A 15005-nucleotide genomic window follows, 5' to 3' on the forward strand; every position below is an offset into this window, starting at 1 on the left:
TGTCTAACCGGTTTCGACGGAAGACAGCAATGAAAGGACGCGGTTTTGCTCCGGAGCGGTCGCCGGTCCCTTGGCCGTGGTAGAAAGTGCTGCGGCGATGTTCGCGTAGCGGGCAGCGGCAAGCGCGTCGCCCGTTGCGTCCAGCCGGGCGAGAAAGCTGCCGATATGTGCGTCCCCGGCGCCGTTCGTGTCCACCGGCGCGACCGGGTATGGCTCTACGTGGGTGACCGCGCCGCCCGTGGCCAGCCAACACCCCACCGCCCCGGCCCGCAGGACAGCTCCTTCGCGGCCTTCGGCAAGCACTGCCACGGCCGCCTCGGGGTCCGCCTCTCCGGTCAGGTGGGTCGCCTCCCGCGCGTTGGCACTGATCCAAGCCGCACGGCTCAAGACTGGGTTCAGAATGCCTGTCGGGATTTCCGCCACCAGCGGGCACGGGTCCAACAGCAGGGGTGGGAGATTGGGGGAGGTCTCTATCCAGCGCACCAGCGCCGCCCCCGCCCCGCGATAGAGCAGAGTGTAACCTGAGACCATGACATAGCTGACGCCGGAAAGGTCCATGGCCAGCAGATCCGCCAAGGTCAGATGACCCTCCGCCCCCTCGGCGGCGACGAACGTGCGCTCACCCGACGGCTCGATCATGACCGTACAGCAGCCGGTGTCGCGCCCCGGATCGCGTGGTCGGGCCACGGCGATGCACTCGGCCGCCATCCCGGCTAGCACAAGCTCCGAGAATGGTCCCGTCCCGATACTGCCGCCGCAAATCGCCGCCATTCCGGCCCGCCGCGCGGCAACCATGGCGTTGTAGCCGCCCCCGGGGGCCATGGCGAAGCCGGTGACCACCGCTTCCTCTCCCGAACGTGGAACGGCGGCGACGTCGTAAAGCAGGTCCACCACAGGACCCGTCATTTGGAGGAGCGCGCTCACTCTGCCGAACCGTGCTGCGCCGAGCGAGTTCGGAGCGCCAGCAATCCCTCGGCGGACCCGTCGAGACCAAGGGTGTTTGCAGCGCGAAGGCGGGCCACCTTGTCCGCCGGCATAGCCGCCGCGCCGGAACAGGCGCCGCAAATCGCCCCGGCGATGGCGCCGATGGTATCTGTGTCGTCCCCCAGATTGGCCGCGAGGCAACCGGCGCGCCATGCGTCCCCATCTGCCGCGGCCACCACGGCGAACGCCGCCGGAACGGACTCGTAGCTCGCAACGGATGTCCCGATCCGGTCGGCAATCGTCCCGGGATCGCCCGCGCCGATTTTCAGCGCCGCCTCGATCCGGTCTGCCATATCCCGCACGCCCTCGCGTGCACCTTCCGCCTGCCCCAGCCGTGCAGCCTGCATCGCCTGCGGTATCGCCCCGCGCCAGTCCGACCCGTCCACGCCCGCACTCACCATTGCGGCGACAGCCGCTGCCCCCGCTATGGCCTCCCCGGTGTTGTGGGTAACCTGGCAAGTCTCCGCCACGCGCGCAACGAGCGCCGAAAGCTCGTCGCACGGGGTCGCGATGCCAACGGGGGCAATCCGCATCGCCGCGCCGTTCGTCGTCCCCTTCCGCCCGGTCTCGGACGCGGGCGTGCCCGCAAGCAGCGACGTGAGCGCCGCCTTGGTCGATGGCCCCAGCAGGTCCCGCAGGCCACGTTCCCGAACGTCCGCCTCCCAGGCCAGCAGGTCACGCGCCCAGGCGTCCGCGTCGAACCGCTCGGGCGAGGCGATCAGCCGGTTGGCCAGCAGCAGCGCCTGTTCCGTGTCGTCCGTCACTTGCGCGGCGGCAAGCCCATGGGAAACAGGATGATCGTCGAACGGCGCCACGAAATCCACGATCACGCCATAGCGGTCGAGGATCTCCTGCCGGGTCAGGGTCTGGGACGGCATTCCAAGCGCATCACCGAGGGCCAGCCCCTGCAGCGCGCCTCGGGCGCGGTCGACCGCGTGCGGGGCTCCCGGCGCAAGGTCGCCCTCTAAGCTCTTCGTCATGCGCGATATTCCCAGCAGCGGAAAGCCGTGGCATCGAACGCGGGTTTGTCCGGACTGTCAATGCGTTTCCCCAAAGACGATCCATGGCCAGAGCGTTTTGCGCCGTCCCCAAGCAAGGGAAACGCCGCTCCCGCCGACACCACTCTGCCATTGCCGGAAGCGCGTGCTAACATGGCCCAGAATCCAGGGAGGCAGATGTGAACGAACAGCCGAAATTCTCCAGCCTAACCAGTGCCGGGACGCCCGTGGGCACCGAACCCGGCTACATGCCCGGCTTCGGCAACGACTTCGAGACCGAAGCCCTGCCGGGCGCGCTACCGCAGGGGATGAATTCGCCCCAGAAGTGCGCCTACGGGCTTTATGGTGAGCAGCTTACGGGTACCGCGTTCACCGCGCCCAGCCACCAGAACGAGCGCACCTGGTGCTACCGCATCCGACCGTCGGTCAAGCACGTCGGCCGGTTCCACAAGATCGACGTGCCTTATTGGAAATCCGCCCCCTGCGTCGACCCCGACGTGATCTCCCTCGGCCAGTACCGCTGGGACCCGGTGCCCCACGGCGACACGGAACTCAGCTGGGTGACGGGCATGCGCACCATGACCACGGCGGGCGACGTGCACACGCAGGCCGGAATGGCCGCGCACATCTACCTCGTCACGGCCTCGATGGAGGATACATATTTCTTTTCCGCCGACAGCGAGCTTCTGGTCGTGCCGCAGGAAGGCCGGCTGAGGTTCTGCACGGAGCTCGGCGTGATCGACCTGGAGCCGAAGGAGATCGCCATCCTGCCGCGTGGACTGGTCTACCGGGTCGAACTGATCGACGGGCCGGCGCGGGGCTTCGTCTGCGAAAACTATGGGCAGAAGTTCGAACTGCCCGGTCGCGGGCCGATCGGGGCCAACTGCATGGCCAACCGGCGCGACTTCAAGACACCGGTCGCCGCCTTTGAGGACCGCGACGTGGAAAGTCGCGTCATCATCAAGTGGCAGGGCCAGTTTCACGAGACGACCATCGACCACAGCCCGCTCGACGTGGTCGCCTGGCACGGCAACTACGCCCCAGTGAAATACGACCTGAGCACCTACTGCCCAATCGGCGCGATCCTGTTCGATCACCCGGACCCGTCGATCTTCACCGTCCTGACCGCGCCCTCCAGCGTGCCCGGCACCGCGAACATCGACTTCGTGCTGTTCCGCGAGCGCTGGATGGTGATGGAGGACACCTTCCGCCCGCCGTGGTACCACAAGAACGTCATGTCCGAGTTGATGGGCAACATCTATGGCGAGTATGACGCCAAGCCACAGGGATTCGTTCCCGGTGGCGTGTCGCTGCACAACATGATGCTCCCCCACGGGCCGGACAACGAAGCCTTCGAGAAGGCGACCTTCGCGGATCTGCAACCGAACAAGCTCGACAATACCATGTCCTTTATGTTCGAAACCCGCTTCCCGCAGCACCTGACGCCCTTCGCCGCCACGGAGGCACCGCTGCAGGACGATTACATCGACTGCTGGGACAGCCTGAAGAAGAGGTTCGACGGCACGCCCGAGGGGAACTGGACCGACTGATTCAATTTGGGCCGACGCGTCTGTGGACGCGTCCGGCCCGAGCGGCTTAAGCGCCGTCGCGCGCGACGGGGAGTGTGCAACCGGGTCGCGTGAGCAGCGCGCTCCCTATTTCGGCGCCCTATCTCGAGAGCACTGCCGGCCCCGATGGTTCGGGGCCGGACAATCTGAAATGTGCGCCCTACACGATTGCCAGCGGATCGACCGTCAGATCGACCCAGTAGTTCGATGCATTGTAGGACTGCGTCGGGAAATCGCCGGTCGAACCAGCGCTGAAGACGCCGTTGCCGCCGCTCGACGGCGCGGTCAGGTTCCCGTCGGGGCCGGTCCAGTCGGTATCGAAGAAATTCCCGGTGAAGGCGTAGTTCTGCGTCGTGCCGTAGGACACGACGTAGATCTCGTCGGCGGCGATCTCCACCGGCGCGGACAGGATGCCGGACTGCCAACCGGACTCGCCGGGATCGGACTGAACCACCACGGAGGCCAGCTTGTTGCCAGCCGCATCCCAGAGGTTGAGCGTGCGCACGTCGGTGTCCGTCGCATCCGCCGCGCCGCGATAGTAGCGCAGACTAGTGACCTGACCGGCGGCGGCCGAGGTGAACTCGACCCCAAGCTCATAATCCGTCGGATCATAGGTGACGATGGCATCCGGCACTGCCGTCGGCCCGAAGAGAGACCAGCCGCCAGCGATGGCCTCGTCTACGTCGGCGACGTTGATGAGCAGCGACTGTTCGACTGCAGGATTGATCCCGTCGCTGACCGCGACGAGCAGTTCGTAGGCGTTGTCGCCATTGGCATCGGCCGGCGCCTCGTAGTCCGGTGCGGAGGCGAACGTCAGGAGGCCGGTATTCGGATTTATGACGAACTGGAACTCATCCGCCCCGCCGGCGATGGCGTAGGTCAGCGCATCGCCGTCCGGGTCGGACGCCGTGAGGGTCAGCGCGCCGGTCTGGTTCTCGTCCACCGTCACGGTGGTGGAGGCCAGCGTGAAAGTCGGCGGGTCGTTCGGGATCGTCTCGTCGATGTCCGCCACGTTCACCACGAGCGCCTGCGTCACCGCCGGGTTGACCCCGTCGCTGACCGACACCGTCACCTCGTAGGCGTTGTTGCCGTTCGCGTCCGCCGGGGCCTCGAAGTCCGGGGCGGAGGCAAAGCGCAGCACGCCGGTCGTCGCGTTGATGACGAAGGCCGACGCATCCACCCCGCCCGCGATGGCGTAGGTCAGCGTGTCGCCGTCCGGGTCCGATGCCGTCAGCGTCAGCGCGCCGGTCTGGTTCTCGTTCACCGTCACGTCGGTGGAGGCCAGCGTGAAGGCGGGGGCGTCGTTGGTGACCACACCGGGCGTGAACTCCACGTCCGTCCAGTAGTTGGAGGCGTTCCACGTGCCCGTGGGGAAGATCCCCACCCCGCCCTGCGCGAAGACCCCGTTCGCCTCGCCGCCGCCACTGGCGGGCGCGATAAGGGAGCCGTCGGCGCTGGCGTGGGCCGTCGAGAAGAAGCCGGCGTCCGCCACGTAGTTGCCCGTCGTGCCGTAGGAGACGACGTAGGTTTGCCCGGCCACCAGCCCAACCGACGAGGTGAGCGCACCGGTCTGCCATCCGGACTGCCCCGGAAGCGAGGTCACCGCGACCGACGCCAGCAGGGTGCCGGTATCGCTCCACAGGTTCAGGGTGCGCGTGTCGGTATCGCCGGAGTCCCCGGTGCCGCGGTAGTAGCGCAGGCCCGAGATCTCGCCGCTCACGGTCGCTTCGAACCGCGTGCCGAGCTCATAGGTGACGAAATCGTTGAAGACCGTCCCGGTGGGCTGGGTTGACGGACCGAAAAGCGACACCGTCGCACCACCGCTCTCGTCCAGATCGGTGACGTTCACGACGAGCGCCTGCGTCACCGCCGGGTCGATCCCGTCGCTGACCGAGACCGTCACCTCGTAGGCATTGTCGCCGTTCGCATCCCCAGGCGCCTCGTAGTCCGGCGCCGATGCAAAGCTCAGAACCCCGGTCGACGCATTGATCACGAAAAGCCCGGCATCATCGCCGCCCGCAATGGCGTAGGTCAACAGATTGCCATTGGAATCGGTCGCCGTCACCTGACCGGCGACCGCGGTGTTCTCCACCATTGAGAAGCTGGAGGGCGAGGTGATGATTGGCGGAACGTTCACAACGTCGCCCACTGCGAAGGTCACGTCCACCCAGTAGTTTTCGGTGTTATAAGTCTGCTGCGGGTAGACGGCCCCAGAACCGCTCGCAAAGGCATAGACACCGTTGATGCCGCCGGGCGCCGACAGGATGCCATAGGGTTCGGTGTAGCTCGTTGAGAAGAACCCCTGGGAGCTGACGTAGTTGTCGTCTGTACGGTAGGAGACGGTATATTCCTGGCCGACCTGCAGGGAGATGGGGGTGTCGAGCGTGGCCAGTTGCCAGCCTGTTTCACCGGGTGTCGAGGTGAAGGTTACGGTCGCGAGGAGTTGACCGTTGGAGTCCCAAAGGTGGCCTTCGCGGACGTCGGTGTCGCCGGAGTCGCCTTCGGCCCGGTAATAACGCAGCTGGGTAACTTCCCCTGCCTGGTTAGCCGTGAACCGCATGCCCAATTCATAGGACGTGCCTTCCGCGTTCATACCGCCGTTGAATGCGGTGAAGGGCTCGAACAGGCTGACAGAGCTCGGAATGACCGGTGCCGTGACGGTGACCAATTCGGAGTCCAGCCCCGTCAGGTTCGGCATGTTGAGACTATCGTCGATGGCCCGCACGAGGATGTCGAAATCGCCCTCCGTGGTGGGCACCCACGAATAGCTCCAGTTCGTCGTGCCCTGGGCGGTGCGCCAGGTCTGGCCGCCGTCGAAGGAGACTTCGACCAACGCCACAACGCCGTCCTCGGTTGCGGCATTGCCATCGTCGTCGGTGGCGGTGCCGGTGATCGTCACAGTGCTGAGGGCGGACACGTCGGCGGGCAGATCGTCAATGGTGGCCGTCGCGGCGACCCCATCGTTGGAGGCCGTGGCGCGCACCAGCCCCTGCGAGGCGAGGACAGCGTCCGCGACGGCGGGTTGAATCCCCATATCCGCGAACAGGTTCACAACGAACTGCTGCAGGTCCGTGTTTTCGATGTTCGCGATGTAGGGTTCGCCGTCGTGGACGTCGCTCAGCGCCCAGGACCAGAACACCGTGCCGGCGCCAAAGACCAGCGCCCCGCTTTCCGCGCGATAAAGCGAGAGGTTGTGGGTTTCCACGCCGGGCGCGACGGTATTGCCCTCGTCGACGAGAATGCCCGACCAGGGAAGGGTCGTCTCCGACAGCTTGATCAAGCCGTCCGGCGTGTATTCGTCATCGAGGACAACGTTCCATTCGTACCCGATGATGCCTTCCGCGATGTCGAGCGCGCCACCGTTGGCGATGCTCGTGTCGCGCCAGACGCGCAACCCGGAATACTCCTCCGGGACGTCCAGTGCGCCGCCGAATTCGCCCGTCCCGTCGGGGCCGAAAAGCTGGCCGGTGAGCGAGTTCTCAGGCTCGTTATCTCCGCCGGCAAGCGGGTTCTCGACGAAGCGCACGTCGCGCCACGTGCCCGTCCATTCGTTCGCCGGGTCGAGATTGTAGTAATCTTCGGGGTTGTTGCCGGACTGGTTTGCCCATGTCTCCTTGTAGCAGACCAGCGTGCGGTACTCGACGCCATCCACGATGCTCGTCTCGTAGCGGGTTTTCCAGTAGACCTCGTTGCCGCTCCAAAAGAGCAGGTTCACCCCGGAGTCCCGGGCCTCCTCGACGTTGGAGCGTTGGTCGCCCGACCAGTATTCGTCGTGGCCCACGGAAATGTAGGCGTCGTACTTTTTCAGGTAGTCAGCGCCGAGACGGTCGGTATCGACACCGGAAATGTAGGAGACGTCGTAGCCGTTCTGCTCCAGCCACTGGATGGCGGCATAGTCCGCCCCGAACAGGTAGTCCTGAGCTCCCGCTGCCGGACCACCCTGCGAGCCTTCGATTCCGCGGGTGATGAACGGGCGGTTATAGCTGACGGCATAGGCGCGAGGAGTCTCGATCTCGCCGCTGGCGTCCCCGTAGAAGTTGGCACCGATCTGGCCATTATTCCCGAACCAGCCGTTATACGCATGCCACGTGGTATCCGACGTCTGGAGGACGACGTCGGCCGGACGATCGTCCTCCCGCAAAATGAAGGGAATCTGGTTCGCGGCGCCGTCGATGGGATCGCCATTGTTGTCGAGCCGCTGGACTCGCGCGAGGTACACGCCAGAAACAGCGTCCGTCGGGGTCAGCCAACTGTCCGTAACGGACCAGTTGCCGGCATCGACCAATGCTCGCTCCGCGTCATACGCCGCATCGGGTTGCACCGTGGCATCGGAATTGACCCATTCGGCAACTTTGCGTGCGCCGGCACCTCCGTAGTAGCCGAGGCGAAAGACTTCGACGAGGTAGTCGCTGCCCGCGCCGCCATTCACGTTGATCTTGAAATCGATCTGGTCACCGGCGTTCACGCTGAAATCGGTCGTGAAGCCTTCGATTTGCGTCGAGTGCGGCACATCCCAATAGGATTTTGCCGTCACCCCATCTGTACGGGCGTTCTCGAGTGTAATTGCGTTGTCTGCCATAATCGTCGCCTCCAAGACGTCTCAAATCAGGTCTGCGGACGTTGCCGCGTTGGTTCGGGCACGTTGCCCGGGCCGGTTTCTTATTGGGCGCACGCCGTCATGGCGCGCGCCACAGTCACCTCGGCACCGAGGTCAGGGGCAAAATTGCCGGCCAGTCGAACCCGGGACGCGATCCGGCAACGCCAAGCTCACCGAGGTCGTTCTTCGCACCCGTCCAGGACGAACCCTTTGTCCGCAGCGCGGCATTCGAAAATCTTGGATCGGGACCTCGTATCGTCGCCACCCGAGCGAACGGCGGTGCCGCATCTAGAATGCCCGCCGACTGCAGGCCTTCAAACGCAGCACCCTGCCGATCCATCGCAAGACCCCCCTCCCACTGTCCCGCTCCCACGATCATCTTACCACCTTTTGTCTCCCGCGAGCCGCCAGACTGATCCTGTCGGTAAATCCGTAGAGGCGGTGGCGACGGAAATTCACGTCCGTTATCAGCGAAAATACCTTCTTTATCCGCGCCTTCCCCAGGAGGCCGGCCAGCAGTTCCGCCTCCGGGCGTTGTGTGCGCCCCCACCGCATCACGAGCAGCGTTCGGGCAACGTGCTGTGCAATCCGAATCGCCACCCCGTCGTGGAGGGACGGTCCGTCTACAAGGGTCACGTATCCCTCGGCATGGGCGTGGAAGAGCAGGTCATCGAAGGATTGGCGGGTCTGTGCATCGCGGAAGAAGTTTTCGTCGAGCACCAGCCGCGCCAGTCCGGTTTCCGGGTTATGCAGGATCTGGCGCGAGAGCTGACCGCCATCCGCGTTCGCCTGACGGCCTGCGCCATGCCCATGGTGTCCTGCAACGACATCCACGAGCAGCACCTGGCGGCCCGTCGCGATGAGCTCCATTGCCAGCCATTCCGACACTCGATTGCCAGCCTCTTCGGTGCCGACGACCAGAAGGCTCGACGGAAAAGTGCCATCGTCGGCGCACTCGATCATGAAGACAGTGTCGCTCAGCCATTCCGTAACCGGGCTTCGTGCACGGGATCGGATAGTCTCCGGCAGGTTCTTCTTCTCCTGCCGGCGCAGTTTCGGCAGGAAGCCAACCGGGACAAACTGATCGAGATACGACAACTCTTCATGCGAGCGCACGGTATGGTCGCGCATCTCGCGGATCGCGGCAGCGGTCAGCCCAAGCAACAGCCCCGCAAAAGCAGCCCCGAGTAGCAGCGACTTCCTGCTCTTGCCGGACGGTGCCATCGGGACGGTTGCGGGCGACAAGATGTCGATCCGCATGGGCGAGATATGGCTTTGTGCGACCAGTGTTTCCCTGTGAAGCTCCAGCTTCGACACCGCCTCTGCCTGATCGACGGAGGTCTTGATCAGCAAGCCGAGGTCCGGGACGGCGAGGCGCTGCGTTTCAAGCATCGTGCGCAGCTCCGAGAACTCCCGCTCCAGATCGCGTGCGCGTGCGTCGAGGTCTGCGTCGCGCGCCTCAAGCGATTTGCCATACCGAGCGAGTTCGCCAGAAAGCTCCGACCGCAGCGCCTCGATACTGGCCCGGCGGGAGGCGATCCCGTCGTATCTCTCGCCGAAGGTAGACAGCAGTCCATCGAGTTCCTGCTGCTTCTTCTGCAGGTCCTTGCGCAGGTTGGAGACCGTCGGCGGCTCATCGGCCAGAACCATCGTCTCCGGCGATCCATTTGTCGCCGAAATCGCATTCAACGGCTCGCGCAGATCGAACCGTTCGCGCGCAATCTGGTCCAGTTCCTCCTGGATCGCGCGGATGCGGTCGCGGTTATCGATCGTGGCATTTTCCAGGGTAAGCTGCGACCGGTATCGCATCTCCGCCAGCAGGGCGCGCGTACTTTCAAGCTGGTCCTTGGCGGCAGCAATCTGAGAGTCCAACCATTCCGTCGCCCCCTTCACCTCCGCCTGCCAGCGTTCATCGCTGCGCGTCTGGTCTATCTCGGCGATCGCGTTCGGGATGGCGGCTGCCAGCTCGGGATCCTCGGATCGGAAGCTGATCGTCACCACGTCTATGTCCTCCTGCCGCGAGATCGACAGAGCGCCATAGTAATTCAGCAGAATGGTGTTTGTGTCGTCCGCGGCCGCGTCCTCTTCCTCCAGTTCATCGGACGAAAACTGGGACAACAGGAACCCCCGAACCGCGTCTTCCAAGGCCCCGAGGGGGCCCGCCTCCTCCGGTGCGGGATTGAACTCTTCCCTCTCGTCGAGGTTGAAACGTTCGATCACCGCCAGCGCCATGTCGCGCGACCACAGGCGCTGGATCTGCGTTTCGACCTCCAACTCTTCCTTGTCGGAAATGATGTCTTGCCGAGGCTGCGCGAGGTCGAAGGTCTTCGACTGGATATACAGCACGCGGGCCTGGCCGGAGTACGTGACCTCCTTGCCGAGGATCAGCGGCAGCGCGATGAGGATGGTAATGAAAGCGACCGTGAACACCAGTTTCCAGCGGCGTCGAAACAGGGCGAAGATCGACAGGAACTTCAGGTCGCCGTCGTGCCCCCGCAGCGGCTCCGGCGCCGCGGAGGACAGGGAGATGAACTTGTTCGGGGTTCCGACGTTGAAAGGCGACGTCATGCCGACCGCACCTCCTCCAAGCGTTGCCCGGAGAGAGACGTGAGCAAAGCTTCCAGCCGCCGAACATATCCGTCCATGCTGAATTCGGAGAGGAACAGACGCCGCCCCTCCTCAGCTAGGCGGTCCCGAAGGTGCGCATCCTCGATAAGTTCGGACAGGGCTGCCGCAAGGGCGGGCACGTCGCCCACGGGCACGAAGAGGCAGGTCCGTTCGTGCTCCAGCAACTCGTCATGCGCTCCCACCCGCGTGGCAACCACGGCGAGGCCATGCGCCAGCCCCTCCAATATGGCCATCGCAAAGCCTTCTCCGTGGGAGGGCAGCACCAGGATGTCGGCCGAGGCGCACAGGGCGTGCGTCGTGTCGCTGTCGAGCCAGCCTGGCAAGGACACCCGGTCGCCAAGGCCGCGGGATTGCACCTCCGCCGTATATTTCTCCACGTCGCCGTCGCCTGCGAGCGTGGCGCTCCATCCCGCTTGCGGCATCGCTGCGTCGGAGAACGCTGCCAGCAGCTCGGGAACCCCCTTGCGCTCGCCGAGTGTCCCGAGGAACAGAATCCTGACTGTGTCGCCGGGTTCAGTCGGCGCCTTCCTCCCCGGATCCGTGACGCAGTTGCGCAGCACCGAAACGCGATCCCGCGGCACGCCGAGGAGCGTCTCCACGGTGGCACGGTCACGTTCGCCAAGAACGATCACATGCTGCGCGCCCCCGAACAGATTCCGTATCAGGCCGCGCTGCCAGTCGGGGCGGCGCTCGAAATCTGTCGCGTAGTCATAGTCGTGCAGGTGAAGCACATATCGGGCACCGATCGCCTGTGCGGCAAGCCCCAGCACGACCTTGCGCGCCGTGCTCCCCCGTCCGGCGACGTGGAGATGATGCACCGCTCCGGGGTCCATCACCCGGCCGCTGACCAGTGCACCCAAGGCACGGGCCAACATCAACGGCGAGGCCAGCGCACTCCACCGGGGACCACGCGTATCGACGACTTCGTGGCGCAGCGAAAGGTCCGGCGCGGTCTGGATATACCTCACAAGCCGCCCGATACCACCACCGTGTTCGGTGCCTCCGGGGAGGTAATGTCGGACCACATTCGCCTCCGAATGAAAGACACTCATGGGAAATCCTGAAATCGACAATCTCTACTACCTTGTCTCAAATATCGGCTTTGTCGCAATTCGCGTCTTTCGATCCGCGGTTCATCAATTTGACCTACCCGCCAGCTACGCTGGCGACTGTGCTGCGCATACGCCCCGACCGGCTCATTACGGCTCACCGGCTACCCCCCGATGAGAGCCGACTCGTCGAGGACCTTGATGTCGAGAACGTCCCCCGGTTCGACAGCGCTGTCGAACGTGGCGTCGACCTTCTGAACCTTGCCGCCGACCGTCCGGTGGATCGTCACGTCCGCCGTCAACTCGGCCTTGGAGCCGTTGCCGGCAATCTGGACGCCGGCCGCCAATAGCCGTGCCCGCTGGCCCTCCAGCGCGGCCTCCTGCCGGACACGTTCCAGTTCCTCTTGCTGCAACTGTGCTTGCAACTCGATCTTCAACTGCGCACGCTCGTCCAACCGCTCGAACTGCGCCGTCTGCTTTGCCTGCCGCGCGCGGGCGGCATAGGCGTCAGTCGACAGGACATCGCGGCTAAGTTGCGATTTCTCCCGCAACAGTTCCTGCAGTTGCTGTCGCGGCATAAGCCCGCGCTCGACCAGGGACCGGGCGTTCGCGACCTCGTCGGCCTGGAGCTGGATCTCCTCATCCTGAAGCTTACCCTGGTCGTCGAGCAGGTTGAGTTCGAGTTCGAGCAAGTCCAGCACGGCCTCCCGGTGTGCGCTGGCTCCGGTCTCCCTCTGCGCGCGTTGCTCCATCAGCGACCGTTCACGCTCCACGATCTTGGCACGGTCATCACGCGCGACCTCGGAGACTCCGGGGATGTCGTCACTGATGCTTTCCGCGTCGGCCAGTTCCGCCTCCAGTCGGGCGATGCGGGCGCGCGTCTGCATGAGTGCATAGGCGGAGGTGCGCAGTTCGGCGATCGCGCCGATCAGTTCGCCGGGGGGAATACGATCCTCCTCGAACGGCGATCCCAGCCCTCCCGCGACGACGACCGCCTGCCGAACCGTCATCCCGGGACTGAACTCGATGGCACGCGGTTCGGACACGTCTCCGTTGACGTAGACCGGACGGTACGCGGCAATTTCCACCAGAACGGTCGCGAACGGCATGATGTCCCGGTCGCGCAATTCGCGGGTGATCAAATCACGGATCTGGTCGACGTCCTTGCCGGCCACGTCCAGACCGCCTAGCATCGGCAACATGACACGCCCGTCCGCGTCCACGCGCGCATCCCGGGACAGGTCGGGCGCATTCAGCACCTCGACGCGCAGCGCGTCGCCCCTTGCGACTGCGGTGCCCGCCCAGAGCGGAGCGGCCGCAAAGGTCAGTGCGGCACACAGCACTGCAAGACCGGCCGCCAACCGGGCATGGGTGCGTTGCTGCGAAATGGACTGGCGCGTCAAGGCAATCATCAGATTTCCACTCAAAAAAAATCGTCACGTCATAGGCAATTCGCTAAGCGATCTTAGGAATCGGGCCGCAAAATCGGAAACTGGCCAATGGTTGAATGGCTCCGGCGAACCTACGTCTTTTGGTCGGTTCAAGCGCATCTAGGTGCCGAATGGTTGAAAGCCGCAGCCAATAAAACGAGTTTTCGCCGCCTCAGGGCGGACCGACACTCCGTGTCGTTATTTCGTGCGCGAGCAATGCTTTGAGTCATTCGGTTTGGAATTCGTCCATTACCTATAAGACAGGTCTCTGGCGCCGCCTGGAATGGGTGGCAGTCTCGGTGTGCCTGTTCATCAACAGCGGAGCGGTGTTCCAACTGTTGATGATGTATCCAGACGAGATTCTGGACGACATGGAGCGGGCAAAAATGCGCCTGCTAAAAATCCCTATCTACCTGCTGACATTGATTTTTCTGGCACCGCACGTGCGCCAACTCGCGCTCGTCGCGGTGCGCAACCTGCCGTTCATCATGCTTATAGTGCTGTCGGCTGTGTCGACCCTTTGGTCGGTCAACGGGTCGGTCACATTGCGGCGGTCCGTCTCCCTATTGATGGCGACACTACTGGCGATGCTCATCACCGCCCGCTTCACCCCACGGCAGCAAGTCATGCTGTTTGGCGGAACATTCGGTCTCTGCACGATCCTCAGCCTGCTCCTGGCACTGACGGCACCGGCGATGGCCTTCGCGCCGGGCGAATCCGAGTTGCGGGGGATCTTCACGCACAAGAATGTCTTTGGCTGGATCGCCTGCTACACCGCCGTCTTTGCGGTGGCGATGCTACGGGACCCGTCGCCGGTCGTCAGAAAGCTGGGATGGACGCTTTTCGCGACGGGCTTCACCGGAATCGTGCTTTCGCAATCTGCCACCAGTTTGCTCGGAGGCATCTTCGCGATCATTTCCGGATTTGCCCTCCAGACCGTCGCGCGCCGGGACGGCGCCTCGCGTCTCGTGACCCAATTGGTCCTCTTCCAGGTGATTGCGATCGTCGTGATGGTTCTTACGTTCAACCTGCAGGTATTGCTCGAGACTCTTGGCCGGGACCCGACGCTGACCGGGCGCACCGAACTCTGGGCAGCAGTCGATCCTTGGATCGGTGACAAGCTGCTTTTCGGCTACGGTTACGCGGCGTTCTGGACGGAGTCCAACCCCGCCGTCGCGCAAATCTGGGATGCCATCGGATGGGACGCGCCGGGTGCGCACAGCAGTTACCGTGACCTGATGCTGAACTTCGGATTGGTGGGCGCGACGCTGTTCTGCATCGTCCTGATACAGGCCATCCGGAAGGGCACCGTTCTGCTGACGACAGAGCCGAACGAGGGCTGGCTATGGTGCCTGCTCATCATCGGCACGTCGATGTTGTCCGGCCTTTCCGAAACCATCATGCTGGATCAAGACGACGTACTTTTCCCGACCGCCGTCATGACCATCGCCTTCCGCTATGCAGAACTGACCGCTGGCCTGCCGCGTCACCGGCGCGTCGCCATTGCCGCGGCCTGACGCCATGTCCAACGATCTCCCTCAGGTTGCAGGTAGTATTATAGGTCCGCGCCTCGCGTGCCTGCTGCGAAGAAAGACCGTGCAAGCGCCGAAAACTTCCCAAAAGGTTAATTGCAAGGCGCAAGTGGTTAAGTCCGAGGCGGTCCCCGCCTTCTTTTGGTGAACTTCTGATGCATCCCAAGCTGAATTAATCTCGTGGGAATATGTTGATCGAGTTTCGAGGGTGAGCATGGT

8 protein-coding genes are annotated in these 15005 nt (G+C 64.0%); 2 read left to right on the forward strand and 6 right to left on the reverse strand.

All coding sequences use genetic code 11. The features are described 5' to 3' along the window. Positions 1–3: 3 nt before the first annotated feature. Both BM075_RS14225 and BM075_RS14230 read right to left on the reverse strand, forming a co-directional pair. Positions 4–924: a PfkB family carbohydrate kinase gene (locus tag BM075_RS14225; RefSeq protein WP_093361358.1), complete on the reverse strand. Its 921-nt coding sequence runs from the start codon at positions 922–924 to the stop codon at positions 4–6. Beyond that, on the reverse strand, positions 921–1964 hold the full coding sequence (locus BM075_RS14230) for an ADP-ribosylglycohydrolase family protein (RefSeq protein WP_093361359.1): 1044 nt from the start codon (positions 1962–1964) through the stop codon (positions 921–923). The genes BM075_RS14225 and BM075_RS14230 overlap by 4 nt, the downstream gene beginning before the upstream one ends. Positions 1965–2230: 266 nt before the next feature. Here BM075_RS14230 and hmgA point away from each other — a divergent pair, with 266 nt between their 5' ends. Then, positions 2231–3532: a homogentisate 1,2-dioxygenase gene (hmgA, locus tag BM075_RS14235; protein ID WP_245758857.1), complete on the forward strand. Its 1302-nt coding sequence runs from the start codon at positions 2231–2233 to the stop codon at positions 3530–3532. 178 nt (positions 3533–3710) lie between these two features. Here the strand turns inward: hmgA and BM075_RS14240 are convergent, their stop codons facing one another. From BM075_RS14240 to BM075_RS14255, 4 genes are all read right to left on the reverse strand, one after another. After that, on the reverse strand, positions 3711–8129 hold the full coding sequence (locus BM075_RS14240; RefSeq protein WP_093361361.1) for a DUF4082 domain-containing protein: 4419 nt from the start codon (positions 8127–8129) through the stop codon (positions 3711–3713). A 393-nt stretch (positions 8130–8522) separates the two neighbouring features. After that, entirely contained in the window at positions 8523–10715 is a 2193-nt protein-coding gene (locus tag BM075_RS14245) for a GumC family protein (protein ID WP_093361362.1), read from the reverse strand. Further along, positions 10712–11827 carry a glycosyltransferase family 4 protein gene (locus tag BM075_RS14250; protein ID WP_093361363.1) on the reverse strand — a complete coding sequence of 372 codons (1116 nt, stop codon included), beginning with the start codon at positions 11825–11827 and terminating at the stop codon, positions 10712–10714. Before BM075_RS14250 ends, BM075_RS14245 begins: the two co-directional genes overlap by 4 nt. Before the next feature lie 161 nt (positions 11828–11988). Further along, complete coding sequence (locus tag BM075_RS14255; RefSeq protein ID WP_093361364.1) at positions 11989–13236, reverse strand: polysaccharide biosynthesis/export family protein; 1248 nt, start codon at positions 13234–13236, stop codon at positions 11989–11991. A gap of 317 nt (positions 13237–13553) precedes the next feature. Between BM075_RS14255 and BM075_RS14260 the strand changes: the two genes are divergently transcribed. After that, positions 13554–14771, forward strand: a complete 1218-nt coding sequence (locus BM075_RS14260) for an O-antigen ligase family protein (protein WP_093361365.1) — start codon at positions 13554–13556, stop codon at positions 14769–14771. Positions 14772–15005 lie beyond the last annotated feature (234 nt).

The organism is Tropicimonas isoalkanivorans (genome assembly GCF_900112335.1).
Lineage (GTDB): Bacteria > Pseudomonadota > Alphaproteobacteria > Rhodobacterales > Rhodobacteraceae > Tropicimonas > Tropicimonas isoalkanivorans.